The sequence below is a fragment of the Geotalea toluenoxydans JCM 15764 genome (genome assembly GCF_001311985.1).
GTDB classification, from domain to species: Bacteria; Desulfobacterota; Desulfuromonadia; order Geobacterales; family Geobacteraceae; genus Geotalea; species Geotalea toluenoxydans.
In genome coordinates this window covers 21,132-46,846 of sequence record NZ_BBCJ01000029.1, presented here as the reverse complement: position 1 = coordinate 46,846, position 25,715 = coordinate 21,132, and the positions used below count along the sequence as shown (strand labels likewise).

At 57.7% G+C, this 25,715-nt stretch carries 25 protein-coding genes and 9 pseudogenes; 10 read left to right on the top strand and 24 right to left on the bottom strand.

Going from position 1 to position 25,715, the window contains the following annotated elements; genetic code table 11:
- Positions 1 to 14 precede the first annotated feature (14 nt).
- Positions 15 to 170: a hypothetical protein gene (locus JCM15764_RS24705; RefSeq protein WP_243689265.1), complete on the bottom strand. Its 156-nt coding sequence runs from the start codon at positions 168 to 170 to the stop codon at positions 15 to 17.
- A gap of 158 nt (positions 171 to 328) precedes the next feature.
- On the opposite strand from JCM15764_RS24705, the gene JCM15764_RS16870 reads away from it, so the two are divergent.
- Both JCM15764_RS16870 and JCM15764_RS16865 read left to right on the top strand, forming a co-directional pair.
- Positions 329 to 943: a TetR/AcrR family transcriptional regulator gene (locus JCM15764_RS16870; protein ID WP_054697792.1), complete on the top strand. Its 615-nt coding sequence runs from the start codon at positions 329 to 331 to the stop codon at positions 941 to 943.
- 4 nt (positions 944 to 947) lie between these two features.
- Positions 948 to 1,457, top strand: coding sequence for a DsrE family protein (locus JCM15764_RS16865; RefSeq protein WP_054697789.1), 510 nt, complete (start codon positions 948 to 950; stop codon positions 1,455 to 1,457).
- A gap of 17 nt (positions 1,458 to 1,474) precedes the next feature.
- Here the strand turns inward: JCM15764_RS16865 and JCM15764_RS16860 are convergent, their stop codons facing one another.
- On the bottom strand, positions 1,475 to 2,602 hold the full coding sequence (locus tag JCM15764_RS16860; RefSeq protein WP_054697820.1) for a CapA family protein: 1,128 nt from the start codon (positions 2,600 to 2,602) through the stop codon (positions 1,475 to 1,477).
- Positions 2,603 to 2,802: 200 nt separating this feature from the next.
- On the opposite strand from JCM15764_RS16860, the gene JCM15764_RS16855 reads away from it, so the two are divergent.
- Together JCM15764_RS16855 and JCM15764_RS16850 are read left to right on the top strand one after the other, a co-directional pair.
- Positions 2,803 to 3,078: a type II toxin-antitoxin system Phd/YefM family antitoxin gene (locus JCM15764_RS16855; RefSeq protein WP_054697786.1), complete on the top strand. Its 276-nt coding sequence runs from the start codon at positions 2,803 to 2,805 to the stop codon at positions 3,076 to 3,078.
- Between the two features lie 3 nt (positions 3,079 to 3,081).
- Positions 3,082 to 3,381, top strand: a complete 300-nt coding sequence (locus JCM15764_RS16850; RefSeq protein ID WP_054697783.1) for a type II toxin-antitoxin system RelE/ParE family toxin — start codon at positions 3,082 to 3,084, stop codon at positions 3,379 to 3,381.
- Between the two features lie 273 nt (positions 3,382 to 3,654).
- Here JCM15764_RS16850 and JCM15764_RS16845 read toward each other — a convergent pair whose 3' ends face one another.
- Complete coding sequence (locus JCM15764_RS16845; protein ID WP_243689264.1) at positions 3,655 to 3,927, bottom strand: Txe/YoeB family addiction module toxin; 273 nt, start codon at positions 3,925 to 3,927, stop codon at positions 3,655 to 3,657.
- Positions 3,914 to 4,195, bottom strand: coding sequence for a type II toxin-antitoxin system Phd/YefM family antitoxin (locus tag JCM15764_RS16840; RefSeq protein ID WP_054697778.1), 282 nt, complete (start codon positions 4,193 to 4,195; stop codon positions 3,914 to 3,916). The genes JCM15764_RS16845 and JCM15764_RS16840 overlap by 14 nt, the downstream gene beginning before the upstream one ends.
- Before the next feature lie 209 nt (positions 4,196 to 4,404).
- On the opposite strand from JCM15764_RS16840, the pseudogene pabB reads away from it, so the two are divergent.
- From pabB to JCM15764_RS27140, 6 genes and pseudogenes are all read left to right on the top strand, one after another.
- Positions 4,405 to 6,158, top strand: a pseudogene (pabB, locus tag JCM15764_RS28705) (aminodeoxychorismate synthase component I).
- A 65-nt stretch (positions 6,159 to 6,223) separates the two neighbouring features.
- Positions 6,224 to 6,703 carry a radical SAM protein gene (locus JCM15764_RS24690; RefSeq protein ID WP_243689262.1) on the top strand — a complete coding sequence of 160 codons (480 nt, stop codon included), beginning with the start codon at positions 6,224 to 6,226 and terminating at the stop codon, positions 6,701 to 6,703.
- 38 nt (positions 6,704 to 6,741) lie between these two features.
- Complete coding sequence (locus JCM15764_RS24685) at positions 6,742 to 7,515, top strand: hypothetical protein (protein ID WP_243689261.1); 774 nt, start codon at positions 6,742 to 6,744, stop codon at positions 7,513 to 7,515.
- Complete coding sequence (locus JCM15764_RS24680) at positions 7,499 to 7,744, top strand: MarR family winged helix-turn-helix transcriptional regulator (RefSeq protein ID WP_243689260.1); 246 nt, start codon at positions 7,499 to 7,501, stop codon at positions 7,742 to 7,744. The genes JCM15764_RS24685 and JCM15764_RS24680 overlap by 17 nt, the downstream gene beginning before the upstream one ends.
- Positions 7,745 to 7,946: 202 nt before the next feature.
- Complete coding sequence (locus JCM15764_RS27145; RefSeq protein WP_279384515.1) at positions 7,947 to 8,267, top strand: SDR family NAD(P)-dependent oxidoreductase; 321 nt, start codon at positions 7,947 to 7,949, stop codon at positions 8,265 to 8,267.
- On the top strand, positions 8,236 to 8,670 hold the full coding sequence (locus tag JCM15764_RS27140) for an SDR family NAD(P)-dependent oxidoreductase (protein WP_279384514.1): 435 nt from the start codon (positions 8,236 to 8,238) through the stop codon (positions 8,668 to 8,670). The genes JCM15764_RS27145 and JCM15764_RS27140 overlap by 32 nt, the downstream gene beginning before the upstream one ends.
- An 82-nt stretch (positions 8,671 to 8,752) precedes the next feature.
- On the opposite strand, the gene JCM15764_RS16810 is transcribed toward JCM15764_RS27140, so the two are convergent.
- From JCM15764_RS16810 to JCM15764_RS16730, 20 genes and pseudogenes are all read right to left on the bottom strand, one after another.
- The gene (locus JCM15764_RS16810) at positions 8,753 to 9,157 is read right to left on the bottom strand and encodes a pyridoxamine 5'-phosphate oxidase family protein (protein ID WP_054697768.1); all 405 of its coding nucleotides are present in this window, start codon (positions 9,155 to 9,157) and stop codon (positions 8,753 to 8,755) included.
- A gap of 116 nt (positions 9,158 to 9,273) precedes the next feature.
- Complete coding sequence (locus JCM15764_RS16805) at positions 9,274 to 9,672, bottom strand: MarR family winged helix-turn-helix transcriptional regulator (protein ID WP_243689259.1); 399 nt, start codon at positions 9,670 to 9,672, stop codon at positions 9,274 to 9,276.
- A gap of 112 nt (positions 9,673 to 9,784) precedes the next feature.
- A pseudogene (locus tag JCM15764_RS16800) lies at positions 9,785 to 11,184 on the bottom strand (NADH-quinone oxidoreductase subunit N).
- Positions 11,181 to 12,670: pseudogene (locus JCM15764_RS16795) on the bottom strand (complex I subunit 4 family protein). The pseudogenes JCM15764_RS16800 and JCM15764_RS16795 overlap by 4 nt, the downstream one beginning before the upstream one ends.
- A gap of 789 nt (positions 12,671 to 13,459) precedes the next feature.
- Positions 13,460 to 13,714: pseudogene (locus tag JCM15764_RS27135) on the bottom strand (proton-conducting transporter transmembrane domain-containing protein); the annotation flags it as partial.
- 53 nt (positions 13,715 to 13,767) lie between these two features.
- A complete protein-coding gene (locus JCM15764_RS27130; protein ID WP_279384513.1) occupies positions 13,768 to 14,616 on the bottom strand; it encodes a proton-conducting transporter transmembrane domain-containing protein in 849 nt (282 codons plus the stop codon).
- A gap of 5 nt (positions 14,617 to 14,621) precedes the next feature.
- Positions 14,622 to 14,929 (bottom strand): annotated as a pseudogene (nuoK, locus tag JCM15764_RS16785) (NADH-quinone oxidoreductase subunit NuoK).
- A complete protein-coding gene (locus JCM15764_RS16780) occupies positions 14,926 to 15,480 on the bottom strand; it encodes an NADH-quinone oxidoreductase subunit J family protein (protein WP_243689258.1) in 555 nt (184 codons plus the stop codon). The pseudogene nuoK and the gene JCM15764_RS16780 overlap by 4 nt, the downstream one beginning before the upstream one ends.
- Positions 15,481 to 15,694: 214 nt before the next feature.
- Positions 15,695 to 16,225, bottom strand: coding sequence for an NADH-quinone oxidoreductase subunit NuoI (gene nuoI, locus JCM15764_RS16775; RefSeq protein ID WP_054697764.1), 531 nt, complete (start codon positions 16,223 to 16,225; stop codon positions 15,695 to 15,697).
- A 131-nt stretch (positions 16,226 to 16,356) separates the two neighbouring features.
- On the bottom strand, positions 16,357 to 16,758 hold the full coding sequence (locus JCM15764_RS16770; protein ID WP_054697761.1) for an ankyrin repeat domain-containing protein: 402 nt from the start codon (positions 16,756 to 16,758) through the stop codon (positions 16,357 to 16,359).
- Between the two features lie 33 nt (positions 16,759 to 16,791).
- A pseudogene (gene nuoH / locus JCM15764_RS16765) lies at positions 16,792 to 17,789 on the bottom strand (NADH-quinone oxidoreductase subunit NuoH).
- Between the two features lie 12 nt (positions 17,790 to 17,801).
- Complete coding sequence (locus tag JCM15764_RS24670) at positions 17,802 to 17,966, bottom strand: hypothetical protein (RefSeq protein WP_243689257.1); 165 nt, start codon at positions 17,964 to 17,966, stop codon at positions 17,802 to 17,804.
- Between the two features lie 32 nt (positions 17,967 to 17,998).
- Positions 17,999 to 19,504: a molybdopterin-dependent oxidoreductase gene (locus JCM15764_RS24665; RefSeq protein WP_369412357.1), complete on the bottom strand. Its 1,506-nt coding sequence runs from the start codon at positions 19,502 to 19,504 to the stop codon at positions 17,999 to 18,001.
- A 37-nt stretch (positions 19,505 to 19,541) separates the two neighbouring features.
- Complete coding sequence (locus JCM15764_RS24655; RefSeq protein ID WP_243689256.1) at positions 19,542 to 19,691, bottom strand: 2Fe-2S iron-sulfur cluster-binding protein; 150 nt, start codon at positions 19,689 to 19,691, stop codon at positions 19,542 to 19,544.
- A gap of 67 nt (positions 19,692 to 19,758) precedes the next feature.
- Positions 19,759 to 21,020 (bottom strand): annotated as a pseudogene (nuoF, locus tag JCM15764_RS16755) (NADH-quinone oxidoreductase subunit NuoF).
- Positions 21,021 to 21,108: 88 nt separating this feature from the next.
- Positions 21,109 to 21,453: a DUF488 domain-containing protein gene (locus tag JCM15764_RS16750; RefSeq protein ID WP_012646354.1), complete on the bottom strand. Its 345-nt coding sequence runs from the start codon at positions 21,451 to 21,453 to the stop codon at positions 21,109 to 21,111.
- Entirely contained in the window at positions 21,450 to 21,959 is a 510-nt protein-coding gene (gene nuoE / locus JCM15764_RS16745) for an NADH-quinone oxidoreductase subunit NuoE (RefSeq protein ID WP_054697757.1), read from the bottom strand. The genes JCM15764_RS16750 and nuoE overlap by 4 nt, the downstream gene beginning before the upstream one ends.
- 85 nt (positions 21,960 to 22,044) lie before the next feature.
- Positions 22,045 to 24,422 (bottom strand): annotated as a pseudogene (locus tag JCM15764_RS28700) (NADH-quinone oxidoreductase subunit B/C/D).
- A gap of 89 nt (positions 24,423 to 24,511) precedes the next feature.
- A pseudogene (locus JCM15764_RS16735) lies at positions 24,512 to 24,921 on the bottom strand (NADH-quinone oxidoreductase subunit A).
- A gap of 96 nt (positions 24,922 to 25,017) precedes the next feature.
- Complete coding sequence (locus JCM15764_RS16730) at positions 25,018 to 25,470, bottom strand: thioredoxin domain-containing protein (protein WP_243689255.1); 453 nt, start codon at positions 25,468 to 25,470, stop codon at positions 25,018 to 25,020.
- Between the last annotated feature and the right edge of the window lie 245 nt (positions 25,471 to 25,715).

Genomic DNA, 25,715 nt, shown 5'->3' with positions numbered 1-25,715 from the left:
GGCCCCGACTTTTTTCAACAGCCCACGTTACCGACGGGCCGATAAGAGAAATTGCTTTTAGTTCTGGCATTGCCATAGATATTGAACCGGCCGAATACATCCTTGATGCGCTTACTGCAGCCATCATCGAATACTTCTCGCTCCCGTCGCTGATTCCTGTATTTTTTCACCGCCACCCCAGTTGCGGCGCTCTTTCACCTGCCGCCAATGCCCCTCTTTGCCCGCCAACGATAACCACTGCAGCGGTTAGACATTTTTGCCCTTGACATGCCCCACTACCTGACATAATGTACCGGTCGGTCGGTTTATCGAGCGGAGGTGGAGCCGCATGTCGGAAAAAGGTGATAAGAGCCGGGAAAAGATTATCGATGCAGCATATGCCTTGTTCAAGAAAAAAGGCTTTGCTGCAACCAGCATCAACGACTTGATGGTCGCCAGTGGCCTAAAGAAGGGGACCATTTATTTCCATTTCACCGGCAAGGAAGAGATCGCTCTGCTGGTTCTGCAGCGTGCCCGGGAGCAGCTCCTGGAGTTCCTGAAAACGGTGACGACCGGCGCGACACCGGCTGACGCTCTGGAAAACTACTTTGCCGGGACCATCGCATTACACCATAGCCATGAATTCATCGGCGGCTGCATCTTCGGCAACGCCGCCCTGGAAATGGCCGATTCCAACGAACTGCTGGCCAACTTCGTCAACCTGGTGTTCCAGGACTGGACCAGGAAACTGCAGCAACTCATAACCGAAGGACAAAAGGTAGGCCAGGTCAGAACAGATTTGGCGGCTGAAACTCTTGCCCAGCACCTGGTGACGGCAACCGAGGGAGCCATCATGCTCGCCAGGCTTTGCAAAAGCGATGCACCCATTCGAACCTGTTTCGACACTTTCCGCGCTCTGCTGGCTCTGCCGCAGGCCACTAACACCATTGAAAGAAAGGAGTAAATTAATGGCACTAAAAAGTATCACACTGACAACAAGTGCACTAGTCCTGGTCGCTTCCCTGCTGGGGAGCATGAATGCCTGGGCTGGTCACAGCAATGATGCTGCAGCCCTTGAAGGAGTGAAGCAGGGAAAGGGGATATTTCTCGTGGATACTGATAATCCGCAGAAGACCGCCCTTTACTTGAATCTCATCAATGAGACCCACAAAAGCCTCGCGGCACAGAAGGTAAAATCCGACCTGGTGGTCGTTTTTATCGGCCCCACGGTTCGCTTCCTCACGGCGGCACCCGAAGCGGAACTGGCGGCCAAACACCAGGAGTTCCTGAAATCGATCACCGCCACAGTGAAGGAACTGGATAGGAAAGGGGTCAGGATGGAAGTCTGTGAAATCGCCACCGGCGTTTTCAAAGTCCCTGTAGACAAGCTGCTACCTGGTCTCAAACTTGTCGGCAACGGCTTCATTTCGCTGATCGGCTACCAGAGCAAGGGTTATGGACTGGTGCCCATTTTTTAACGAACCGGCAGGGGGAATCAGCTGCTCTCCCCCTGCCCGCGCAATATCAAGGTACCATCCTCCCGCTCCACATGTGTACCCAGCTTCTGCCCTTCCCGGTTCAGCAGGTCTCTCAGCCATAGTTCATCCCTGGTGGAAGCCCGCTTCAGCCTGAACTGCTGCATCTGCATCGGCTTCATCGAACACCGGGCCAACCTGCCGCTCTCCGGGTCCATGCTTATGAAATACATCAGCGACAGATCGCCGCGGAACCTCTCCTCGCCATGGATTCCCTCATAGTCATTGATGAAGTCGCCGCAGCCGTAAATTATCGGCTTGCCCCGATAAACCTCCATCCCCTTCACATGATGGGAGGAATGGCCGTGGATCACGTCCACCCCCGCCTCATCCACCAGGCGGTGGGCAAACTGCCTCTCCTCCGGAGCAATACTATAGCCCCAGTTTCCCCCCCAATGGATGGAAAGTACCACCAGGTCCCCCGGACGTTTTACCCGGCGCACCATTTCTGCCACACGGCCAGCCGTCCTGCTGGAAAGATCAGGCAGTAGATTCACCCCTGCTCTTTTATCGTTAGTCCCCCAGTTGATGGGAATGCCGCTGGACGTGCAGCCGCAGGCAAAGATCAGCACCCGGCCTTTCCCTTCAATATCAAACACTGCCGGTGCCCGTGCCTGGGCCAGGTCCTTCCCCGCACCGCCGTGCTTCACATGGGCCTTGTCCAGAACTGCCAGGGTCTCCGTTAACCCGGAATAGCCCCAGTCAAGGACATGATTGTTGGCCAGAGAACAGAAATCGATGCGGGCAGCGGTAATGGCCGGCAAATTCTCCGGGCTCATGCGGTAGTTGATTCCCTTCCCTTGCCAGTAATCGTCGCTTTTGGTGACGCTGGTTTCCAGATTGATCATGCGCAGGTCCGGGGCCACCGAAGAAAGTACTTCCAGGGCGTCGCCCCAGATATAGAAAAAGCTGGCCGGCTTCGGAATCAATCCATTGGTCTCCTCAGCCAGTGCCACATAGCCCCGTGCATCTTTCATATAAGGTTCATGGATGGCGGGATCACCGGGATGGGGAAGGATCTGGTCGATCCCCCGGCCGGTCATGACGTCGCCACACATGAAGATAGTGATCAGATTGTCTCTGCCCATACTCGTCTCCCTTTTGCAGATAACAACAGTTTCACAGACCAGGGGAAATGTGCAAGCGGGGGCATTTCCTTTCCCATTATAAATGAACATCCTTCTGAATTTACATATATGGGATATTCCTTACTTCTAAACTGATTGCCAGTACTTTTAACTGGTGCTATTATTGAGGCTATAAACTGGTCTCTTAAGGGGGCAAAACCATGCAAACATCGACTAAATTTTCCGAAGATATCGTACCACTAAGCGATATGAAGGTTAATCCCGGCAAAATCATAAGTCAGGTGGATAAAACCCACCGGCCTGTGCTCTTAACCAATAGAGGGCGAGGTGTTGCCGTTGTCCAGTCACTAAAGGACTACGAGACAGAAACAGAAGAGCGGGCCTTTTTACGTGGCGTAGTTCAAGGTTTGATGGACCTGGAAGAAGGGCGGGAAATGAACCTCTCAGATGTCAAAAAACATCTTGGTTTAAGCTGAAACATGCCACGAAAACACACCATCACATTTGCAGCCTCGGCGATCAATGATCTTGAGGAGATCCGAGAGTGGTATGCTGAACAGCAGATTCCAGACGTGGGCGCGCGGCTATTGAGGGAAGTAGTTTCCCATTTGGAACGGCTTGCCGACTTCCCCGAAGCCGGTCGTATTGTGCCGGAGTTCGGGGTTGCTCATTTAAGGGAAATTATTTATCCTCCCTTTCGCATTGTTTATCGTCTCGGTGAGAACCGGGTCAGAGTCGTTCGAGTTTGGCGGAGCGAGCGTTTGCTTAAAATACCATAAGGGGAGTAGGGTCAAGCTTTGTAAATGGTAATTTTGACCAGTAGGAGTTGGGGTGCTTTACCTCTTTCCCCAGACAATGCAGGCTTGACAAAGAGTAATCTTACTGGCGGCACAGCTGAGGAAGGCATAAAGATGGGAGAACTTTTGAAAGCATTAGGCGCGGTCTGGAAGACGCCATAGCTCACAGCTCGTCAGGCACTAAAAATAAACATGCCGCAAAGCACTCGCCGTTCAAAGCCGCCGTGCACTTAAATCTCGCAACAACCAAATTGATCAATAATGATACCGCGCCTGCAGAAAATCGATCCGGTTTTCACGGACCAGGTAGACGATGCGATGTTCCTGGGTGAGGCGTCTGGACCAGGCGCCGGTTGCCAGATACTTCAGCGGCTCGGGTTTACCGATGCCGGAGAAAGGATCGCGCATGATCGCTTCTATCAGATCGAAAGCGCGTAACGCAATTTTTCGATCAGTTTCCACCCAGTAACGCAGATCCTCGCGAAACTCGGGTTGGAAGACCGACTCCCGCAGCTTAGTCTTCTTCAAGACCGACCTCGTCACGCAGCGACTTCAGTGATGATGTTTCTCCTCCCCCTTTCAATGCACGTTCCAGGGCAGAAAGAATTCTTTCGGCATTTTTGGGAGAACGCATCAAATAGGCGCTTTCCACCAGGCTCTGCAGTTCATCGGCGGCAATCAGCGCCACATTGCTTCCCTTGCGGCGGTGGATGACGACAATCTCCCGGTTTTCTGTAACTTCATCGCAAAGTCCGGCAAAATTGGCTCTGGCATTGGTATATGTTGTCTGCAGCATGGTCGTGATCCTCCTTGACATGTACAGGATTACAGTACAGCAGAAATACTGCCCGGTCAACTGCTTTGATCACGGTTCCTCCCGCCGTTCAAACCAACCCCGCCTTGACTAATCTCTCCCGATACTCTACATAAGATACATCCGTGGCACCAAGAGCCAAGAGGATTTTCTGCAGCCGTTGTTTTTTATCAAAGAGCCGGTAGCCGTCCATGAACGAAAATTATAACCAAGTGCTGGTACGGGACTGCACGACAGGCCGCTGGCTTCGGTTCGAGCACCCTGTGGAGATCGTACAGGCTCATGCCGTAGGTGAAGTGCTTTCCTGTCTCAGGTATGTGGAGGAGGCTGTCGACCGACGCGGACTGTATGCCGCAGGAATGGTCGCCTACGAGGCTGCGCCCGCATTCGATCCTGCGCTGCAGGTGCGACCCGATGACGGTGATCTGCCGCTCCTCTGGTTCGGGCTGTACCATGGGCCGCATAAGGTAACCAGGTTTCCTCCTCCATCGGAATCGACCCGGCCCGAGATGGCCTGGCTTGCCACAGTTTCGCCTGAAGAGTACCGTTTGGCTTTCGACCAGATAAAAGGGCACATCGAAAGTGGCGACACCTACCAGGTGAACTACACCTACCGCCTGCGCGGCTCATCGTCGGCAGCCACCATCCATGACTTCCTCAGCCTGTTGCAGGACAAGTCTGCACCGTTCGGCGTCGCTCTTGCCACCAAGTCGTTTTCGATACTCAGCGCTTCACCGGAGCTTTTCTTCAGCCTTGACGGCGAACTGATCGAGTCACGGCCCATGAAGGGTACCATCGCCCGTGGTTTGACCCAGGAGGAGGACTGTCGCCAGGGACAAGCCCTGCAGAACTCGGAGAAGGATCGGGCGGAAAACCTGATGATCGTGGACATGGTGCGCAACGACCTGGGCCGGATCGCCGAAACGGGCAGCATCCAGGTTCCCCGCCTCTTCACCCTGGAGAAGTATCCGACTCTCTGGCAAATGACCTCCACGGTCAGGGGGCGGACACGGGCCTCGGTCACCGAGATTTTTGCGGCCATGTTTCCTGCCGCTTCCATTACCGGGGCACCTAAAAACAAGGCCATGCAGATCATCGCCAATCTGGAAACAACGCCGCGGCGGATCTACACAGGCTCCATGGGCTTTATCGCCCCCGGACGCAGAGCCCAGTTCAATGTGGCTATCAGGAGCATGCTTTTCAGCGAAAAAGAGAATGCTGTCGAATACGGCACTGGCGGGGGAATTGTCTGGGATTCCCATTGGCAGAACGAGCTGGCCGAATCACGCACCAAGGCGGCGGTGCTCCGGACGCGCCCGGCTGGTTTTTCGCTTCTGGAATCCATCCTCTGGACCCCTGAGGAAGAATACCGGCTGCTGGAACACCACCTGAAGCGCATGGCACTGTCGGCGGCATATTTCGATTATCCCATGGCCGAGAATGACCTGCGCCGGCATCTGGCCGACCTCTCCCGGCGGCTGCAACCATGCCCCCACAAGGTCAGGCTGCTCCTGGAGCAGAACGGCACGTTCACATCACAGGTCGAGCCGCTGATCCAGTCCGGCGACACATCACCCAAGGAGGTCGCCCTTGCTCCCTTTGCGTGGATAAGTCGGACCCGTTCCTCTATCACAAGACCACCTGCCGGGATGTGTACCGACGATGTCTCGCAGCCTGCAGCGGGTATGAGGATGTGATCATGTACAATGGGGATGGCGAGGTGACCGAATCCACCATTGCCAATGTGGTGGTCGATGTGCATGGGGTGCTCTATACCCCGCCCGTTCAGTGCGGTCTGCTGCCGGGTACCTTCCGCCAGTCACTCCTGGAAATGAAGAGGATCGAGGAAGGGATCATCACCCTGGACCAGCTTCACGGTCATGATGTCTACCTGATCAATTCGGTACGGGGCATGTACCGCGTCAAGGTGACATCCCCGCCTTGACTAATCACTCCCAATACTCTACATAGATACTACTTTCCCCTTCACCAAGCGCAAAGGATGAGATCATGGAACGGCACAACGGATTTGAACAAGGCCCCATTCGCCCCCCCAGCGAGGCTTCCAGCTTGCTTTTGCGCGTCAACCGCAACTGCCCCTGGAACCGCTGCACCTTCTGCTCCATCTATAAGAAGAGCAAATTTTCCATTCGCCCAGTGGACGATGTCATCCGCGACATCGACAACATCCATGAATTCATCAACCGGCTGCAGGACCGGGGCACTACGCCTGCCGCCCTTCAGAAGAACCTGTCCCCTGGGGAAGAGCCTGCGTTTTATGCCGCATACAACTGGCTGGCGGGGGGGATGGAGTCCATTTTTCTTCAGGATGCGGACAGTCTGGTCATCCGGCCGGAAAATCTCCTGAAAATACTCCGCCACATCCGGTCGAAATTTCCGGGGGTGAAGCGGATCACCTCCTATGCCCGTTCCGACAGTGTGGCGCGCATCGGTGATGAGATGCTCAAGGAAATCGCCGCTGCGGCCTGAACCGCATCCACATCGGCATGGAGACGGCTTCGGACACTGTGCTCAAGCTGGTCCGCAAGGGGGTCACCAAGGAGACGCACATCAGTGCCGGTCTCAAGGTGAAGGCGGCCGGTATCCAGCTTTCCGAATATTTCCTCATCGGCCTGGGGGGTACTGAATTCTCGCAACTGCACGCCCTGGAGTCGGCAGACGCCCTCAGCCGGATCAACCCAGATTTCATCCGCTTCCGGACCCTGCACCTGCCGGACAAGATCACCCTCTACCCCGATGGCGACACCCGCTATCAGTGGGCGCCCGACCTGGTCCTCGCCAGGGAGGTCCTTACCCTCATCGAGCACCTGCACGGGATCACCAGCCGCATGACCAGCGATCACAGCTACAACCTCTTCCAGGAAATCGACGGCACCCTGCCCCAGGACCGGTCGCGGCTGGCAGACGTTCTGCGGACATTCATCGCCATGGATCGTAAACAGCAGATCCTCTTCCAAGTGGGAAAACGGGCAGGATATTTCCTCCGCCTGGGGGATATGCCGATCCCGGACGGGTCAAGCAGGTGCGGAACATCTGCCGCCAGTCGGACATCGCCCCGGATAACGCCGATGAGCGAATCCACGAGATTGTCCAGGATCGCATGCGCCGGGGGATGCCTTTTTAGCACCGGTTGTGGTTTGCATGGCAAAGGAATGGAAGATTTGAATCTGTCAGCCATAATGGAATTAATTTTCCCATTACTTGTCTTGACAATCATTGTCAGGACATTTATTATCGACACATATTATTCTCAGGAGAAGTCACATGCCCTTCCTGCTTGATGAGTCCATTGGTTTCGTTGTCAATCAGACGGCCCTGAAACTGCGCACGGAGATGGCCCGCCGCTTGAAGCCCTTCGGGCTGACACCAGAGCAATGGTCGGTCCTGAACCGGCTGGCGGAACAAGATGGCATTTCCCAGCGGGAGCTGGCCACCCGCACCTTCAAGGACCAACCGACCACCGCCCGCATCCTGGACAAGCTGATGGCTCTGGCTGGTACGGCGGGATGACAGCACCAGCGACAGACGCGCGTTCACCATCATAATCACCGACCGTGGCCGGGAACTGCGCCAACGCATCCTCCCGCTGCCGAGGCCATGAACGACGACGCAGGCCGGGGGCTGTCCCAGGAAGAGCGCCGGCAGCTCTTCCGGATGCTCAATCATCTGCAGGGAAATATGAGTGGCAAGTGACTCCGGAAAAGGAGCAGTTATGAATATCAAAGGTAGTGTGGTAATGGTAACCGGCGCCAACGGCGGCATCGGTCAGGCGTTGGTCAAAGCATTCCTGGAGCGGGATGCGGGCAAAGTGTATGCTGCAGCACGGGACATCTCGGCCCTCGCCCCCCTGGCGCAGTTGGGCGAAGGACGGGTCGTGCCGGTCCAGCTGGACCTTTTGGACGGAGCCGGGATCGCACGTGTTGCAGGAGAGTGCGCGGACGTGCAGATCCTCGTCAACAACGCCGGCATCAATCGGGGCCTGTGGTTTCTGGCGCCGGCAGGTGCGACGCGGCACGGGAAGAGATGGAGGTGAATTTCTTCGGCACGCTCGCCATGTGCCGGGCCTTTGCCCGATGATGGCACATGGCGGTTCAGGCGTCATCGCCAGTGTCTGTTCCATTCTAGGCCTGGTCAACATGCCCGCCAACGGCACCTACTGCGCATCCAAGGCTGCCGGTCATTCCCTGCTGCAGGGTCTGCGCGGCGAGCTGGCGCCGAAAAACATCCGCGTCGTCGGCATCTATCCCGGCCCTGTTGATACCAGGCTGACGGCAGGGTTGGAAATCCCCAAGGCCTCTCCGGAAGGGGTGGCGCAAGCAATCGTCGAAGGTCTCGTCGCCGGCGCCGAAGACATATTTCCCGACGAGATGTCTCGGCAGGCCCATGCAATGATGCTGCAGGACCGAAGCTGGCCGAGAGGGAATTCGGGAAAATGATCCCCGCCTGATACTCTCTCCATTGGGAAACTGGAAGGGCAACGGCCCGGGGCTTGAGTGCCCCGGGCCGTTTTTGTGCAAATCAGAGTGTGAAGGTCTGGGGAGGGTTGCCGCTGAAGTCGGCAATTGTGGCGCCGGCCCCCTCCAGATAGAAAATTTCGAGGGCAGGGTTGTCGGCAGTTTTGTAGATGGATTTCACCAGAGGATTCCCCTCCAGAACCTTTTCCTTTATCCGGAGCTCCTGGGAAAAAACGGCTTTGCCATGGAGGCGCAGCCAGGCAAACTTCTCGTCGCAGATGCTGAATTCGACGGCAGGATGCTTCTGCATCTCCTGATAGACCGGTTTATTGTTGGCGGTGCAGAAATAGAGCTTGCCCCCATCTTCCAGCATGAACTGGAATGGACGCACCTTTGGATTGCCATCGAGGCCGATGGTGGCCAGGTAGACTGTCCGGTTCTTCGTCAGAAATTCAGTTACTGTGTTCATAATCTTCACTCCTTTTCTTTGGTGAATTACTGCCGACAGCCACCATGGCTACGGCAACTCGGTTTGACATCCAACCATTTGGGCAAAAAAATATCAGAGATTGCGGTCGATCTTGCTCAGAATCCTGACCACCTCCCGCCGTTCTTCCTCGGAAATGTCCTTGAAAACAGCAGCCAGCAGATTTTCGAAATTTCCCTGAATGAAGGTTCCAGTGCCCGCCCCTCCTCTGTCAGCTTGACATAGGAATAGCGCTGATCGGCATCACCGCTGCCTTTGGTCACATAGCCCAGGTTGACCAGCTTGTCCACCAGGGTCGTGACCGTGGATTTGTCCCGCCCGACCACTTCCGCCAGTTTTTTCATGGATACCTGCTCTTCCCGGAAGAGATGGTAGAGGATGCTGCCGTGGGAGGCAACGAGTCCCTTGACGGCACAGCGTTCCAGCTCCCTGGCCAGATAGCGGTTGATCTTTTCCCTGACGGTACCAATGAGATGGGCAATGTTGGAACTATTCATGGCTGCAACTTTAGTTGGATATCCAACCTTTTGTCAACGAATTTTTCCCTTGGTAAAAAAATAAAGCGCCCAGCAATGTTTGAGGACATGTCAGGTAAAAAAACTAACTGTGTTATCGCTGGATGTGGTCGATCAGGGAGAGAAGGGGGGCAGGGCAAATACCCAGGAAGAGAATAGCTGCTGCAGAAGCGGAGAGGGCAATGGTTTCGCCGATGTAAGTTTGACCTGATGGGGCACCTTTCGGATGCATGTAGAGGGCTACCACCACCCGGAGGTAGTAGAAGGCCGATGCCGCTGCCGTCAGGATGCCGACGATGGCCAGGGGAACTTCCCCTCCCCTGAAGGCTGCGTAAAAAATGAAAAATTTGCCCATGAAGCCGGCGGTGGGGGGAATGCCGGCCAGTGCCAGCATGGCCAGGGCCAGCACCGCCGCCGGAAAAGTATGGCTGTAACCCATACCCCGCAGGTCGTTGAGCTCCTCCCCCGCCCCTTCCCGGCTGAGTGCAGCCACGGCACCGAAGGCGGCCAGATTCATGGCCGTATAGGCCACCACATAGAAGATGACCGCCGTAAAACCGTCCCCCGTTCCGGTCAAAAGCGCCAGCACCACGTAGCCCATCTGGGCGATGGAAGAATAGGCCAGCATCCGCTTGACATTGGGCTGCAGCAGCGCTGCCATGTTACCGACCACCATGGAAAGTAGCGACAGCCACCAGAGCGGCCCATGGAGGGACTTGAAGCCAATGCCCCCCATGAGGAGCAGGAGGAGAAAAACGATGGCCGCACCCTTGGAGGCGGTGGAAAGGAAGGCGACGACCGGTGTGGGCGCCCCCTGGTAAACGTCGGGGGTCCAGAGATGGGCCGGAACCAGGGAAATCTTGAAGCGATGCCGGTGAGGAGCAGTCCCCAGCCGGCAAGGGCAAGGGGATCGGAGCCCCCTCCAAGGGTCAGGCGGGCCACCTCCCGCGTCTCCAGGGTTCCTGCCGCAGCATAGATGAGCGCGATGCCGAAGGCGATGCAGGCGGCGGAAATGGCGCCAAGCAGGAGGTATTTGAGACCCGCCTCCGCCGATCCGGTGCTGTTCCGGTCCATGGCAACGAGGATGTAAAAGGCGAAAGTCATGGCCTCGACACCGAGGAACAGGGTAAGGAGGTTGGTGGAGGCGCTGACCGCCACCATGCCGAAGGCGGCAAAGAGCACCGTCGCCGGATATTCTTCACCCTGGATGCCACGTTCCCTGTTGTACTGGTGGGAAAGGAGCAGGGTCACGGCGGCAGCCAGGAGGAATAGCGTACTGAAGAAGCTGGCAAAGGGGCCAAAGGCGATGCCCAGCGTTGGTGAAGCGGGTATCGGCGGCATGACGACGGTCCAGACGGCGGCGCCGAGGGTAGCGACAACGCCGAGGCCGGTGCAATGGCTTCCAGGCCTGACGGCGCCGATGATGAGGATGAGCAGGGCACCGAGGGCCAGGATGGCCAGTGGCATCACACTCCACAGGTCGAAGGCGGTCATGGCCCCCCTCCTGCGGTCAACAGCTGCACCGGCGCCTGGACCAGTTCCAGAACCGGGCCGGGATGGATACCCAGATACAAGGCCATCATCGCCAGCACCGTAAGCAGCGCCCCCTCGCGCAGGGACAGGTCAGGCAGGGGCAAAGCCTGCCGCTCCCGGACAAAGAGCACCTCCTGCACCAGGCGCACCAGGTAGACGAGCCCGAGCACCACGCCGAAGAAGCCGACGGCAACGGCCCACGGGGCGATGGGAAAAGCACCCGCAAGAATGATGAATTCCCCGGCGAAGTTGTTCAGGCCGGGGAGCCCGGCGGAAGCCATGGCAAAGAAAAGGAAGAAAAAGGAGAGCATGGGAATTTTCCCCCACAATCCACCGTAAGCATCGATTTCCCTGGTGCCGGTCCGCTCGTCCAGCATTCCTACCAGGCGAAGAGCGCCCCGGTGGTGATGCCGTGGTTGACCATCTGCAGGATCGCGCCGGATAGGGCGATTGGAGTCCAGGCGGCGATCCCTAAGGCAACGAAGCCCATGTGGCCGACGCTGGAATAGGCCACCAGCCGCTTCATGTCCCGCTGGGCATAGGCGATCCACGAACCATAAACTATGCCGATGGTTGCCAGGATGAAGAGCAGCGCGGCGCTTGCTTTTGCTGCCTGGGGGAATAATGGGAAGCCGAATCGGATCAGGCCGTAGGCGCCGGTTTTCAGGAGCAGCCCCGCCAGGATAACGCTGCCGGCAGTGGGGGCGTCTGTATGGGCATCGGGAAGCCAGGTATGGACGGGAAAAAGAGGCACTTTAATGGCGAAGGCCAGGAGAAAGGCGGCAAAGAGCCAACCGGCTGTTGATGAATCGATCTGCGTCTGGAGCAGCGCCGGCAGGGCAAAGGTATAGCTGCCGCTCTGGGCGCCGTGAATGAGATAAAGGGCGATGATCGCCAGGAGCATGAGCAGTGAGCCCGCCAGGGTGTAGAGGAAGAACTTCACCGCCGAATAGATGCGCCGCCCGTGTCCCCAGATGCCGATGAGGAGGAACATGGGGACCAGCATCACCTCCCAGAACAGGTAGAAGAGAACCAGGTCCAGGGAGAGAAAGACCCCCATGATGCCGGTTTCCATGACCAGAATCGTGGCATAGTGCAGCGCCACCCTCTCCTTTATGCTGCGCCAGGAGGTGAGTATGGCGATGACGGTAATGAAGGCGGTCAAAAGCACCATCAACAGACTGATGCCGTCCAGGCCGAGGGTATAGCGGATGCCAAAGCGTTCGATCCAGGGGTAGTCCTCCATGAGGAAGAAGGCGAAACCTGGCACGGTTTTGTTGACTGACGTGGCGAGTGGGAGAAGCATAAGACAGACGGCCAGTTCCACCAGGGCCGCTGTCACGGCTACAAACTTCGCCAGGCGCTCCTGCTGCCACAACGGCAAGAGGCAGAGTCCCCCGGCCAGGGGGAGAAACACTAGTATGGAAAGCCACGGAAAATCCGCCATCACCACACCACCCAGCCAGGTAGCGAGAATCAGGGCGCCCCCGGCAGCGAAACTAATGATGTACAGGGAGACCTGGCCGGTGGTCCAGCACCCCAGGCCCCTTCCCGCCCGTCCCAGGATCTCCGCCAGCCGGTCCAGGGTATCGTCGATGACTCCTTCGTCGATCCGCTGCCAAAATATGCCTGCTAACGCCTTATAGGGGCGGACGAACAGCAGGCGGTAAAGATCGTCCGCATACCAACCCTTGAGGAGAAAGGCGGTGATGCCGCTTTCCGGCTTGTCGGCTGCGGCAACAACCTTCTCGCGCCCCTTGCCGTACAGCAGGTGCGCTACCGCCAGTCCGACTAGGGCAATTACCGCTGCCACTGCCTGCAGGGCCAGTTCCTGCCCGTGGGAAGCTTCACCAACAGCGCCCCCCCCGAGAAAGCCCTGCAGCCAACCGTGCCCCAGATAGGCAGGGAGGTTGAGCAGTCCCCCGCACAGCGCCAGGATCGCCAGGGGAATGAGCATCACCTCCATGACCCTCGGCGGCTGCACAAATCCCTCCCCCTTTGACAAAGGGGGAGGGAGGGGGATTTGATGTGAAACTGCAGAATAAATCCCACCTGTCCCCCCTTTTTCAAAGGGGGGGAGGTGATGGGTGCCGCCAAAGACCAGGTAGACCATGCGAAAGGTGTAGATAGAGGTAATGAGCGCAGTCACAAGCCCCAGAATATAAAGCCCGCCATAGAGGGTTTCCCCCTTCTCCCAGACCGCCAGGAGGATGGAATCCTTGCTGAAAAAGCCGCCGGTGAGGGGAATGCCCGCCAGACAGACGGCACCGGCAAGGAAGGACCAGAAGGTGAGCGGCAGGCGGCTGCGCAAGCCACCCATGCGGAAGATGTCCTGTTCGTGGTGCAGGGTGGCTATGACGCAGCCGGCGGCGAGGAAGAGCAGCGCCTTGAAAAAGGCATGCACCAGGAGATGAAAGGTGGCGGCACTGATGGCGCCGCAGCCCACCCCGAGCATCATGTAGCCGATCTGACTGATGGTGGAATAGGCCAGGATGCGCTTCAGGTCCCGCTGGACAAGGGCGCAGGTGGCCGCATAAAAGGCGGTCAGGCGCCGGTGACGGCGATGGCCGCCTGCACCGTGGTGGAAACACCGATAAGGGGAAACATCCGGGCCAGGAGGTAGACCCCGGCGGTGACCATGGTGGCCGCATGGATCTGGGCGGAAACGGGGGTCGGGCCTGCCATGGCATCGGGAAGCCAGACCATGAGCGGCAGTTGGGCCGACTTCCCCATGGCGCCAAAGAGCAGGAGGAGCCCCAGGGCGGTGATCACCCCCACCGGCATGAGAAAGCCGAGGGTGTTGAGTTCGCTGATGGAAACCGTATGGAAGAGCTGGAACATCCAGAATATGGCTATGCCGAAGGCCGTATCGCCGATGCGGGTAACGATGAACGCTTTGCGTCCGGCATCGGCATTTTTCTCCTCCCCGTACCAGAAACCGATCAGGGCGTAGGAGCAGAAGCCGACCCCCTCCCACCCCAGGTAGAGGAGCGGCAGGTTCTCCGCCAGCACCAGCACCAGCATGGCGAAGACGAACAGATTGAGCAGGGCGAAGTAGCGGGCATAATCGGGATCACCGGTCATGTAGCCGACGGAATAGACATGGATCAGCCCGCAGACGAAGGTGATCATCAGCACCATCACCAGCGCCAACGGGTCCAGATAGAGAGTAACGGGGGCCTTGAAATCGAAGGCGGTCAGCCAGGAGGTGAGCTTGACGGTGACGGGCACTTGGTAAGCAGCATAGGCAAGCAGGCTGCAGAGGAACGCCCCCCAGACCACGCCACAGGCGAGAAATTCGCTGATGCGGCGGGGAAGCTTTCTGCCGATGACTGCATTCACCACCCCCCCGAGCAGGGGAAAAACGAGTATGAGGGTCAGGTAGAGTCTCAAATTTCTCAGCCTTTCATGTCGTTGAATTCATCGGCGTTGACGCTCTTTCGCCACCGGTGCAGGTAGACCACCAGCGCCAGGGCCAGTGAAACCTCGGCAGAGGTCATGGCCATGATCATCAGGGAGAAAACCTGGCCGTCGGCCGCCCCCCAGCGGTTGGCCGCGCGACAAAGGCAAGCATCGCCGCATTGAGCATGATCTCAATGCCGATCAGCATCATGATGACGTTCATCCGCCAGACCATGGTGCAGGCCAGGCCGAGCACGAAGAGAATGCCGGCCAGAATCAGGATATGCTGGAGTGGTACGATCATACAGCAGCACCCCCCTCACCCGGCCTCCGGCCACCCTCTCCCTCGGGGAGAGGGGCTGGGGGTGAGGGCCGCCTTCTTCCCAGATACAATGCTCCTACAAGTGAGAACAGCAGCTGCATGGAGATGATCTCCACGGCGATACCATATTTCTGGAAGAGCGTCCGGCCGAAGTCGCGGATGCCTATCTCCGCAACCGCCCCCGGCAACGGTTGCTGGCGGGCCGTGACCAGGGCAATGAAGGAGCCGAGAATGACAACAGCCAGCAAGATTGCGGGCCACCAGTTGGCAAGGCGCGGCAGGCCGATCTTTTCCGGGTGGCTCAGGTCCAGCATCATGATGACGAACATGAACAGCACCATGATGGCGCCGGCATAGATGATGACCTCGAAAACCGCCACCAGCGGCGCACTGAGCAGGAAAAAGATCACCGCCAGGGCAAAAAAGGAGGTCACCAGGTAGACGATGGCATGCACCGCGTGTTTTTCGGTAATGGCAAAAATGGTGGCAATCACCGTCACCACCGCCAGTATGTAAAAAAGTGCCTGTTCCATTGTAAACCCTCAAAACCGGTCAGCCACGAATGACACGAATGAACACAAATAGATGCTCAAAACCCATTTTTATGCATTATTTTAAGGAACGTCGATCCTTCTCGTTACAGAACATACATCGGAATCAGTGATAACAGTCCTTTCCGCTTTTATTCGTGAAAATTCGTGTAATTCGTGGTTAAAGCTTTTATCGCCGATAATCTGCGAAGCCGCATTACGGCATAAGTGTGCGTGCATCAACCGGTGGTTCCTCATCCACATTGCCCCCTCGTGGGTTGACCACGCCGATCCCCGCATGGCGATAGAAATTGTAGCTATCGTCCTTGCCGCAGCCGTCGATGAGCAGGTCTTCCTTCTCGTAGATCATCTCCATGATGTCCCGTTTGCAGAACTCGTAGTCGGTGGTCATCTGGATGGCAAGGGTCGGGCAGGCCTCGGCGCAGAGGCCACAGTAAATGCAGCGGGCGAAATTGATGCGGAACCACTCGGCATAGCGCCGCCCTTTGGGGCCTTCCGCCGATTGCATGGAGATGCAGTCCACCGGGCAGGCCGCCGAACAGAGATAACAGGCCACGCAGCGTTCGCCGCCGTCAGGATCACGGGTGAGGACGATGCGCGCCCGGAAGCGGGGATATGGCGTCCGTTTTTCCTCCGGGTACTGGATAGTCAACGGCCTGCGGAAGATGTGCTTCCAGGTGGTCCACAGGCCGAGCGACAGTGCTTTTATGTCCGCAAAGACAGACATGAATCTCCTTGTTCAGCTTAACATCTTCCCCCACCCCAACCCTCCCCCGCTGGGGGAGGGAGCAAACTCTTCCCCCAGCGGGGGGAGGTCGGAGGGGGGAGGGAGCTACCCAATGGCATGGGGCTTGGCTCTCAACACCTTTTTAAGTATCCCGGCAGTGTCCGATGATCATTGCTTTCTGCATAAATATATGCTGTGTTGCCTGCCAGGGTTCGGGCATTGACATCCGCCCCGGAACTCAAAAGATCCTGGACACATTCGTTGCAGCCGTAAATGGCGGCAAGCATCAGCGGTGTATGCCATTCCCGGTCCCGTGGGTCCACTTCGGCCCCCGCCGCCAGGAGCTCCTTGATGGCAATGGCCCTGCCGTTGGCTGCGGCGTAATGAAGGGCCGTTTTGCCTTTGTTGCTTTTGGCATTGAGATCGGCCCCACGGCTGAGAAGATCCTTGATTGCCCCCACATCCCCTGATTTTGCCGCCTCAATCAGGGGAGTGTGTCCTTGGTCGTCGATTTCATTCAAATTCTCACTCATCGCATCTCCTCCTTTTACATCTGAAATGGTTGGTTATCGGAAGCTCCCGGAAAGCGTTAAATACCAGCCGGTTACCACAATGTTGACCAGCGCCAGTGGCGTTAGAAGCTTCCATCCCAGATGCATGAGCTGGTCGTAGCGCAGCCGCGGCAAGGTGCCGCGTACCCAGATAAAGAGGAAGGTGAAGGCCAGGGTCTTGAGGAAGAACCAGACGACAGGCGGAAGCAGTGGACCGTGCCAGCCCCCGAGGAAGAAAGTAGTAGCCAGGGCGCCGAGGACGATGATGTTGATATATTCGCCGACGAAGAACAGGCCGAAGCGCATCCCCGAGTATTCGGAATGGAAGCCCGCCACCAGTTCCCCTTCCGCTTCAGGAAGTCGAAGGGTATGCGCCTGCATTCGGCAATGATGCTGATGAGGAAGATGACGAATGCCAATGCTGGTAAACGATGAACCAGACGCCTGCCTGGGCGTTGACGATCTCGGAAAGGCGAAAGGAGCGGGCGAGCATCACTACCGGCACCAGCGAGAGTCCCATGGAAAGCTCGTAGGAGATGAGCTGGGCAAGGCCGCGGATGCTGCCGAGAAGGGCGTACTTGGAATTGGAGGCCCACCCACCCAGGGCAACGCCATAGACGGCAATGGATGAAAGGGCCATGAAAAAAAGAATTCCCACGTGCAGATCGGCCACCTGCATGGGGATCTGCCGGCCGAAAAGAGTCACCGGTGCGCCGAAGGGAATGACGGCGAAGGTCATGATGGCCGGAATTGCCGCCATGGCCGGTGCCAGGTAAAAAAGCCATTTGTCCGCCGCCGCAGGCAGCATGTCTTCCTTGGTCAGCATCTTGATCACATCGGCCACCGGCTGCAGAAGCCCCATGGGCCCGACCCGGTTCGGCCCTTTCCGGTCCTGGATCCAGCCAGGATGCGCCGTTCGGCAAAGACCAGATAGCCGCCGTGGTGAGGATGACGAGGAAGACGGCTCCGATCTTTGCCGTGATCAGCAGTATGTCCAAGGAATCAATGTTCACAGTAATTCACCATCATAATATGCTCAGGCCGCCGCTTTCCGCATCCAGATCGCGCAACTTCTCCCATTGCCCGACAAGGGGTTCTACTATCTTCTCTCCGCTGAGGAGCTCTATCAGAGCGGCTATGATCTGCCAGGACGGCCGTACTTCACCACCAGGTGACGCCAACCGGTGCATGTGGGGTGGGTGGAGCGCCGGGTCGAGTCCTTTTATGGGCAGCCCGGGTTCAATGACCTTTTTGAAGCGCTGGCTCGCCCTTCGTTATTGATGAAGGTGCCGTCCATCTCGATGGTAGTGGTGGCGGGAAGAAAAACCGAGGCCTTCCCGGTGAGATCCGAAGGCATATAATCGGCAATGGCCACAAAGGGAAGTTTTTCCACCAGGTCTGCCGCCAGGTCCGCCTCAAAGGCAATGATACCCTTTATTTTTCCTCCGGCAACGACTGTCTGCAGATCGCGGGCCCCATGTTTCAATGACAAGCGTGCCGCGGCAAAGGCGTTTGCTCCGGAAAACAGATAGGAAATTTTAGCGCCTGCATCGGCCGCCTTCTCGATGGTGGCTGTATCTGCCTGGGCGGTACCGCAGATGACCACCGGTCTTTTGAAATCCGCAAAAGGTATGGCCGAAAGGGAATCCACCGCCTCGGCAACAATGCCGACCTCCGCCGTCAGTGCACCCACGTTGGCCTTCAGGAGAAAGACGCGTGCTCCGTTGCGCCATGCCTGGCGTACCGCCAGGGCCATCATCGCCCCTTCCGCCAGCAGGTCGCAGGCCATGACGATCACTGCATCGGCGGTCTGCACATCGGCCATGGAGGCGGAATTGGCTAGAGTAAGTTTTTCGACTGCCGCCTTAGCCTTGTCTGACTCATCCTTGTCGGTAAAGAAACAGAAGTTGCCGCTCCCCATTGTTTCCGCCAGCAGGGGAAGCATGACCAGCCCCTCCAGGGAAAGACGGGGTGAGCCGACGACGGCGATACTTCCCTGGCCGTGCAGTGCCGTAACCTCCCCGAGCCTCTGGACAAGTGCATCAAGAGCCTGATCCCAGCTTGCCTCCACACCGTCTATGCCTGGAGCGCGTGGCCTGGCCGGGTCGTTGACCGGGTATTTTGCGAACCGCCCCCGGTCGCAGATGAACCAGCCGTTGACGGCATCGTTTCTGCGGGCCATGGTCTTGAGCAGTTCCCGGTAACGGGCCGCAGGAATGGTATTGCAGCCCAGAGAGCAGTGGGGGCAGATGGAGGGAGCCATGTCGTAATCCCAGTAACGGGCGCGGAACCTTGCCGTCTTGTCGGTAAAAACGCCGGTAGGACATATATCGACAAGATTGCCGGAAAAGGGGGACTGCAACTGTCCATCCCGAAAGCGGCCGAAATAGGCCCGGCCGGCGCTCCCCATGACGCCGAAATCTGTTCCGCCGGCAAAATCCTGGTAGAAGCGGACGCAGCGGTAGCACTCGATGCAGCGGTTCATCTCGTGTTCGATGTACGGCCCCAGGAACTGGTTGTTGAAGGTCCGCTTCTTTCCCCGGTAGCGGCGGATACCGTGACCGCCGGCGATGGTGTAGTCCTGGAGCAGGCATTCGCCCCCCTCGTCGCAGACGGGCAGTCGTGGGGGTGGTTGATCATCAGCCACTCGATGACCATCTGCCGCATCTTTGCCGCTTCGCCATCGGTGGTGGAGACAACCATGCCGTCCTGTGCCGGGATCATGCACGACATCTGCACCCCTTTCACCGGTCCTTCCAGGAATTTCATGGCGCAAAGCGGCACGCGCCAACACTCCCCAGGGCAGGATGATAGCAGAAGTGGGGAATCCAGACGCCCACCTGCCTGGCCGCTTCCAGGACGTTGGTCCCGGCCGGCACCTCAACGGGTATGTTATCGATGGTCAATTTCGGCATTGAATTCTGTGTGTTTGACTTTTAAAAAAGGCCCCTCTCCATCAAGGGAGGGGGGATATGAACTGCGTCACTTAAAGGGACAGCCCCTCTTCCTGATATGTTCCCGGATCTCGTCCTCGAAGAGGCGCAGCAACCCTTCCACCGGGCCCATGGCTCCTGGGGCCAGGGCGCAGAAGGAATAGTTGAGATATTTCACGTGCTCCCGGAGAATCTCCAAGTCCTCCTCCCTCCCCTGGCCGTGCTCCATGCGGGTCAACACCTCACGAACGAAGGGAAGCCCTTCCCGGCAGGGGGTACACCAGCCGCACGATTCCCTGGCAAAAAAGCGGATCAGGTTGAGGGTGACGCCGACCATGCAGGTGTTTTCGTCGAAGACGACGATGCCGCCGGTGCCAAGCCGGGACCCCGCCTTGGCCACGGCATCGAAATCCATGGGGACAGCAAAGTGATCGGCAGTGAAAAAGGGGGTGGAAGCGCCGCCGGGAATGCAGGCCTTGAACTTCCTGCCGGGCAGCATGCCGCCGCACGGCCCGTCCATGATCTCCCCCAGGGTCATTCCCATGGGAAGCTCCACACAGACCGTATTCCGCACATGGCCGCTGATACAGAAGAGCTTCGTTCCTGCCGCCTCGGGCACTTTCGCCAGCCCCTTGAACCAGGCGGAACCTTTCGCGATAATCGCCGGGATATTCGCCAGGGTCTCCACGTTGTTCACCACCGTCGGCCCGCCCCACAGCCCTTTCACTGCAGGAAAGGGAGGTTTGGAACGCGGATTGGCACGTTTTCCCTCCAGGGCATTCATCAGTGCCGTTTCTTCGCCGCAGATATAACGGCCGGCGGAAACATGGACATCGATGGCACAGCTGAAGCCGCTTCCCATAATGTTGTCGCCGATGAATCCCGCCTTATCTGCCTCGGCAATCCCATGGCGAAGGTTGGCCGCCGCCGTTTCATAGCCACGACGGATGAAGATGAAGGCATGATGGACGCCGATGGCATAGCAGGCAAGGAGGATGCCTTCGATGAGGGAATAGGGATTGGCCTCCAGCAGCACCCGGTCCTTGTAGGTTCCCGGTTCCATTTCATCGCAGTTGCAGATGAGCCAGCGGGGACCGGGGAGGTTGCGGGGGACAAAGGACCACTTCTTGCCGGTGGGAAACCCGGCCCCGCCGCGTCCCCGGAGCCCCGAATCGATGACCATCTGCTGCACCTGGTCCGGCGACAGCCCCGCCAGCGCCTGCTTCAGGGCGTCGAATCCCCCTCGCCGCAATACTCGGCAAAGGTTGCCGCCCGGCCGGGGCGATTATATCGAAAAAGAACCTGTTCCATAGCTGCCTTGGAGCAATATGCCCAAACTTAAGCTTCAATCAGTTCCCCCTCTTGATGGGAGGGGGCAAGGGGGAGGGTGATTTCAGCATCAGGCGTTGCCGACCAACTCCTTCAACACCGCTGCATTGTTATGCTCTTCATCCTTGGCCGCATAAAGCAGGGTCACCGTTCGTTTTTCCGACTCGGCATGCAGCTTTGCCAGTTGTTCCCTTTGCCCCTGCAGCTCTTCTTCATAGCGGCGGCGAAATTCTTCCCATTTGGCGGGGTCGTGGCCGAACCAGGTACGCAACTCGCTGCTGGGGGCCAGTTCCTTGAGCCAGTCGTCAACCTGGGCTTTTTCTTTGGCCAGCCCCCGCGGCCAAAGGCGATCAACCAGCAGCCGCCTGCCATCGGTTGCCTCGGGGGGATCGTAAATCCTTTTGATCCTGATCATGGCATGCTCCTTGAGTGGCTGTCCGGCGTCTCTATTGCCGCCCCCCGAAACCAGCCGACCATCTCGGTCAACAGGGGTGCGGTCAACTTGCCGTATATTTTCTCACCGATCATCATGGTCGGGCCGTCACCGCAATTACCCAGGCAGGCACAGGGGAGCAGGGTAAATTGTCCGTCCGCCGTGGTTTCTCCCGGCTTTATCCCCAGAAGTCCTGCCAGATGAGCCATCATCGTTTCCCCACCCATGGCCCAGCAGGAAATGGAGTCGCAGACGTGGATGACCTGCTTTCCCACCGGCTGGCGATAAATCATTTCGTAGAAGGTGGCCAATTCCTCCACCTGTAGCGGCGACAGGCCCAGCAAACCGGCAGCCTCTACAACCGCCTCGTCGGTCAGCCAGCCATAGTGGAGTTGCAGTTCCTTCATCACGTCAACTGCCGCCTCACGCGGGGTAACAGCATGGGCGATACGGGATGCAAGTTCTTGTTTGAGCAATTCGGGAATCATTCTGTTCCTTCATAACACCCCCCGCCCCTCTTTGTTAAGGGGACCCGCAGTGCCTAAAGAGGACAGGAGGGGTTAGGCTTTTTTTTCATCTATCCACGTCGGCCAACACGAAATCAATGGAGCCGATAATGGCCAGAAAATCGGCCAAAAGCCATCCCCTGCTCATGATGGGAAGCGCCTGGATGTGTGGAAAGCTCGGGGTCCGAATCCGCACCCGGTAAGGGATATTGATGCCATCGGAGACTACGAAATAGCCGTTTTCCCCCTTGGGAGCCTCGATTGCCGCATAGGTTTCTCCACGGGGCGGGGTGATGCCGCGGGTAGAGTTGACGAAGTGATGGATAAGTGACTCGATGTCGCTCAAGGTGTCAGGTTTCTGTGGGATGACATACCGGTATTCTTCAGTAATCCAGCGTCCAGCCGGCATGTTGTCCAGGCACTGGCGGACAATGCCCATGGACTGGCGCATCTCTTCCAACCGCACCAAGTATCTCGCCCAGCAGTCCCCACCCTCAGCCACTGCCACCTGGAAATCAAAACGGTCATAGCCGGCGTAGGGCATCTTCTTGCGCAGATCCCAGTCAAAGCCGCAGGCGCGCAGGTTAGGGCCGCTGACACCCCATTCCATGGCTTCGGCACGGGTGATGACCCCCACCCCCCTGAGCCGGGCTGTAAAGATAGGGTTGCCGTTGAGCAGGTCCTCGTATTCCTTCAGCCGAGGGGGAAACCAGGCCAGGAATTCCCGCACCGGCGCCTCCCACCCCTGGGGAAGATCTTCAGCAACCCCGCCGATGCGGAACCAGGCGGGATGCATGCGGCCGCCGGTGATCATCTCGACGATGTCGAAAATCTTCTCCCGGTCGGTGAAGGTGTAAAAAACCGGCGTCATCGCTCCCAAATCGGCGGCAAAGGTGCCGAGCCAGACCAGGTGACTGGCGATGCGGAACAACTCGGCCAGCATGACCCTGATGGTGACGGCCCGGTCGGGAACGGTGATGCTGCAGAGTTTTTCCACACTGTTAACGTAGCCAGATTGTTCTGCACCCCGGCCAGATAGTCGATGCGGTCAGTATAGGGAATGTACTGATTCCAGTGCTGCCTCTCCCCCATCTTTTCCGCTGCCCGGTGATGAAAGCCGATATTCGTGTCCATATCGGTGACTTCTTCGCCATTGAGCTTGAGGATGAAGCGAATAACGCCATGGGTGCCGGGATGCTGAGGGCCCAGGTTGAGAATGAGGGTCTCATCGTCGACCCTCTCGAAAAATTCCCCTGCCGGCAGCGGCTGCAACTTGCGTGCATCCTCAACCGTATAGGGGGGCATCTCAGTGGCGCGGAACGGATGCTCCTTGCGCAGGGGGTGCCCCTGCCATTCCTCCGGCATGAGGATGCGGCGCAGATTGGGATGACCGGCAACGTGAATGCCGTACATGTCGAAAACTTCCCGCTCATACCAGTTAGCTGCGGGGAAGATGCCGGTCACTGTCGGCAGTTGGGGAGTCGCGCCGGAAAGCTCCGTTTTGATGCGGATATGGCCGGGAGTATCGAAGCAGAGCAGGTGGTAGTTGACTGTGAAATCCTGAAATTGTTCCCGTTGCCGCCTGCATGAATCATCGACGGCGGCAATATCTTCCAGGCGGGCAAAGGCGTTGCCGCTACGGCTTTTCAGGTGTCGCAGCACATCCGGGACCAGCTCAGGAGGACAACGATAGGTGAGCATGTCGGTTGCCTCACGATCTACCTTCACCCGCTCGCCGAAAACCCCTTCCAGTTCGCCTGCAAGCCCAAAATCCGGGTACGGATGCTTTTCTGCCGGAGGTCGCCACATTTCGTCGGAGCGGGACAGCCAGAATTTGGGATGATTGACCGAGGTCCCCCTTTTTGATGTTCCTTCCAAACCGGGACCGCGGGTATCGCGGGATTTGGATATTCCATCCACGAGGATCGGCGCTGTAGTCCCCTGGCTTCCACCCTGCAGGTGCAGCACCGGCCGAGCCGGTCTCTCGTCGTTGCGGATCTTCTCCTGAAGCAGCATCAACCCCTGCATGAAGGCCTCGGGGCGGGGGGGGCAGCCAGGCACGTACACATCCACCGGCAGGATCTGGTTCACCCCCTGAACAACGCTGTAGACGTCGTACATGCCGCCGGAATTGGCGCAGCTCCCCATGGAGATAACCCAGCGCGGTTCGGCCATCTGTTCGTAGAGGGTGAGAATGGAAGGTGCCATCTTCTTGAAAACCGTGCCGGCGATGACCATCAGGTCCGCCTCCCGCGGAGTGCCACGCAGCACTTCGGCGCCGAAGCGGGAGATATCGTAGCGGGAGGTGAATGAGGTCATCATTTCGACGAAGCAGCAGGAGAGCCCGAAGAACATGGGCCAGAGCGAATTAGCCCGCCCCCAGTTGATCAGGTCGTCCAGGTTGGTCAGGAGGATGTTGTCTGCCGTGCCGGCGTTTGTCTGCATGCTCATTCCTGACTTGGAAACCGTTCTACGTTCTATGTTCTAGGTTCTATGTTGTATGCTTTTTTAACCTAGAACTTAGAACTTAGAACCTAGAACCTAGAACCGCCTTTTGTAGGTCCCCATTCGAGCCCCCCCTTGAGCCAGAGCCAAACCAGCCCCAGCAGCAGGATGACAATGAAGATCGTTATGTGAACAAGGCCGGGAAAACCGAGCTCATCCCAGGCTACTCCCCAGATAAAGATAAACACCGCTTCCACATCGAAGACGATGAAAAATATGGCAACGAGATAAAAGGGGACCGGATATGCCAGGCGGGCAGTCCCGGTCGGAAAGATACCCGATTCATAGGCTTCTGTTTTACCACCGTCCGTCTTTTGCTCCCCAGCCACCAGGCAACCAGCAGCAGGAACCCTACAAGCAGGGTTGCGACGGCAGTGTAAAGCGCCAGCGACAAGACTGCGTCTGTTTGGGGGGATACGTGCTCCATTTGAAATGGCATAGCTGATCCGTATTTATTCAACTTTAAAATATTAAACAAAGTGTAATGATAGCCCCAAAACGCCCCATGTCAACGCGTGGCACCGTTTATAACCGATCAGGCGGCATTTTTTCGGACCCAGTCAATGATCGTCTGCTTGGGACGCGTACCGCTCATGCTGGCAATTGTTTTTCCCTGCTTGAGAATGAGCAGTGCCGGTATGCCGCCTATGGCAAACCTGGCGGCAACGGCTGGGCTTTCCTCGGTATTTATCTGAACAACTGCCGCTTTTCCGGCAAGGTCTCTGGCAATCTCCCGCACCACCGGTGCGAAGTCGCGGCAGTGCGGTCACCAGGGTGCCCAGAATTCGGCAAGGACAGGGCCTTTATAATTGGAAATGAAGGAGTCGAAAGATCGGTCGGTCAGTTGGACCGGTTGCAGGTAAAGGGGAGGAAGTGTGCCGCGGCAGTTGCCGCACTTGCCCGCTTGCCCTTCCCTGGCAGCGGGGACTCTGTTTTCCGTCTTGCATGACGGGCAGGTGACAAGGTAGGTGTGGCTGGTCTCGGTCATTATTTATCCTCCATAAAAAGTGGATAAAGCCGAACAGCAACTGTATTGCATGAGGGGTGGCGGAGGTTCGGTAGTGGAGGTTGCCCGCGAGCGGCGAGCGGACACCCGCCCTCTGTCCATTTCATACGGTGTAGTGGCAATATTCTTCAAAAACGAACCTGGCGGAAGGCAGACAAGGTCCGCAGCTCGGGGGCGGCCGGAACGGACGAGCCTTCGCCACCCCTTTCACCCACATATGAACAAGC

Excerpts from the sequence above, each read along its gene's own strand:
- JCM15764_RS16750 (WP_012646354.1), bottom strand. The coding sequence starts at position 21,453 with ATGATCAGGATCAAAAGGATTTACGATCCCCCCGAGGCAACCGATGGC.
- JCM15764_RS24690 (WP_243689262.1), top strand. The coding sequence starts at position 6,224 with ATGGAACGGCACAACGGATTTGAACAAGGCCCCATTCGCCCCCCCAGC.
- JCM15764_RS16860 (WP_054697820.1), bottom strand. The coding sequence starts at position 2,602 with ATGGGCAGAGACAATCTGATCACTATCTTCATGTGTGGCGACGTCATG.
- JCM15764_RS16855 (WP_054697786.1), top strand. The coding sequence starts at position 2,803 with ATGCAAACATCGACTAAATTTTCCGAAGATATCGTACCACTAAGCGAT.
- JCM15764_RS16865 (WP_054697789.1), top strand. The coding sequence starts at position 948 with ATGGCACTAAAAAGTATCACACTGACAACAAGTGCACTAGTCCTGGTC.
- JCM15764_RS16770 (WP_054697761.1), bottom strand. The coding sequence starts at position 16,758 with ATGAGTGAGAATTTGAATGAAATCGACGACCAAGGACACACTCCCCTG.
- JCM15764_RS16780 (WP_243689258.1), bottom strand. The coding sequence starts at position 15,480 with ATGGAACAGGCACTTTTTTACATACTGGCGGTGGTGACGGTGATTGCC.
- JCM15764_RS24680 (WP_243689260.1), top strand. The coding sequence starts at position 7,499 with ATGCCCTTCCTGCTTGATGAGTCCATTGGTTTCGTTGTCAATCAGACG.
- JCM15764_RS16810 (WP_054697768.1), bottom strand. The coding sequence starts at position 9,157 with ATGAACACAGTAACTGAATTTCTGACGAAGAACCGGACAGTCTACCTG.
- JCM15764_RS24655 (WP_243689256.1), bottom strand. The coding sequence starts at position 19,691 with ATGCCGAAATTGACCATCGATAACATACCCGTTGAGGTGCCGGCCGGG.
- JCM15764_RS16850 (WP_054697783.1), top strand. The coding sequence starts at position 3,082 with ATGCCACGAAAACACACCATCACATTTGCAGCCTCGGCGATCAATGAT.
- JCM15764_RS27145 (WP_279384515.1), top strand. The coding sequence starts at position 7,947 with ATGAATATCAAAGGTAGTGTGGTAATGGTAACCGGCGCCAACGGCGGC.
- JCM15764_RS16840 (WP_054697778.1), bottom strand. The coding sequence starts at position 4,195 with ATGCTGCAGACAACATATACCAATGCCAGAGCCAATTTTGCCGGACTT.
- JCM15764_RS16870 (WP_054697792.1), top strand. The coding sequence starts at position 329 with ATGTCGGAAAAAGGTGATAAGAGCCGGGAAAAGATTATCGATGCAGCA.
- JCM15764_RS16805 (WP_243689259.1), bottom strand. The coding sequence starts at position 9,672 with ATGAATAGTTCCAACATTGCCCATCTCATTGGTACCGTCAGGGAAAAG.
- nuoI (WP_054697764.1), bottom strand. The coding sequence starts at position 16,225 with ATGTCTGTCTTTGCGGACATAAAAGCACTGTCGCTCGGCCTGTGGACC.
- nuoE (WP_054697757.1), bottom strand. The coding sequence starts at position 21,959 with ATGATTCCCGAATTGCTCAAACAAGAACTTGCATCCCGTATCGCCCAT.
- JCM15764_RS24670 (WP_243689257.1), bottom strand. The coding sequence starts at position 17,966 with ATGCACCGGTTGGCGTCACCTGGTGGTGAAGTACGGCCGTCCTGGCAG.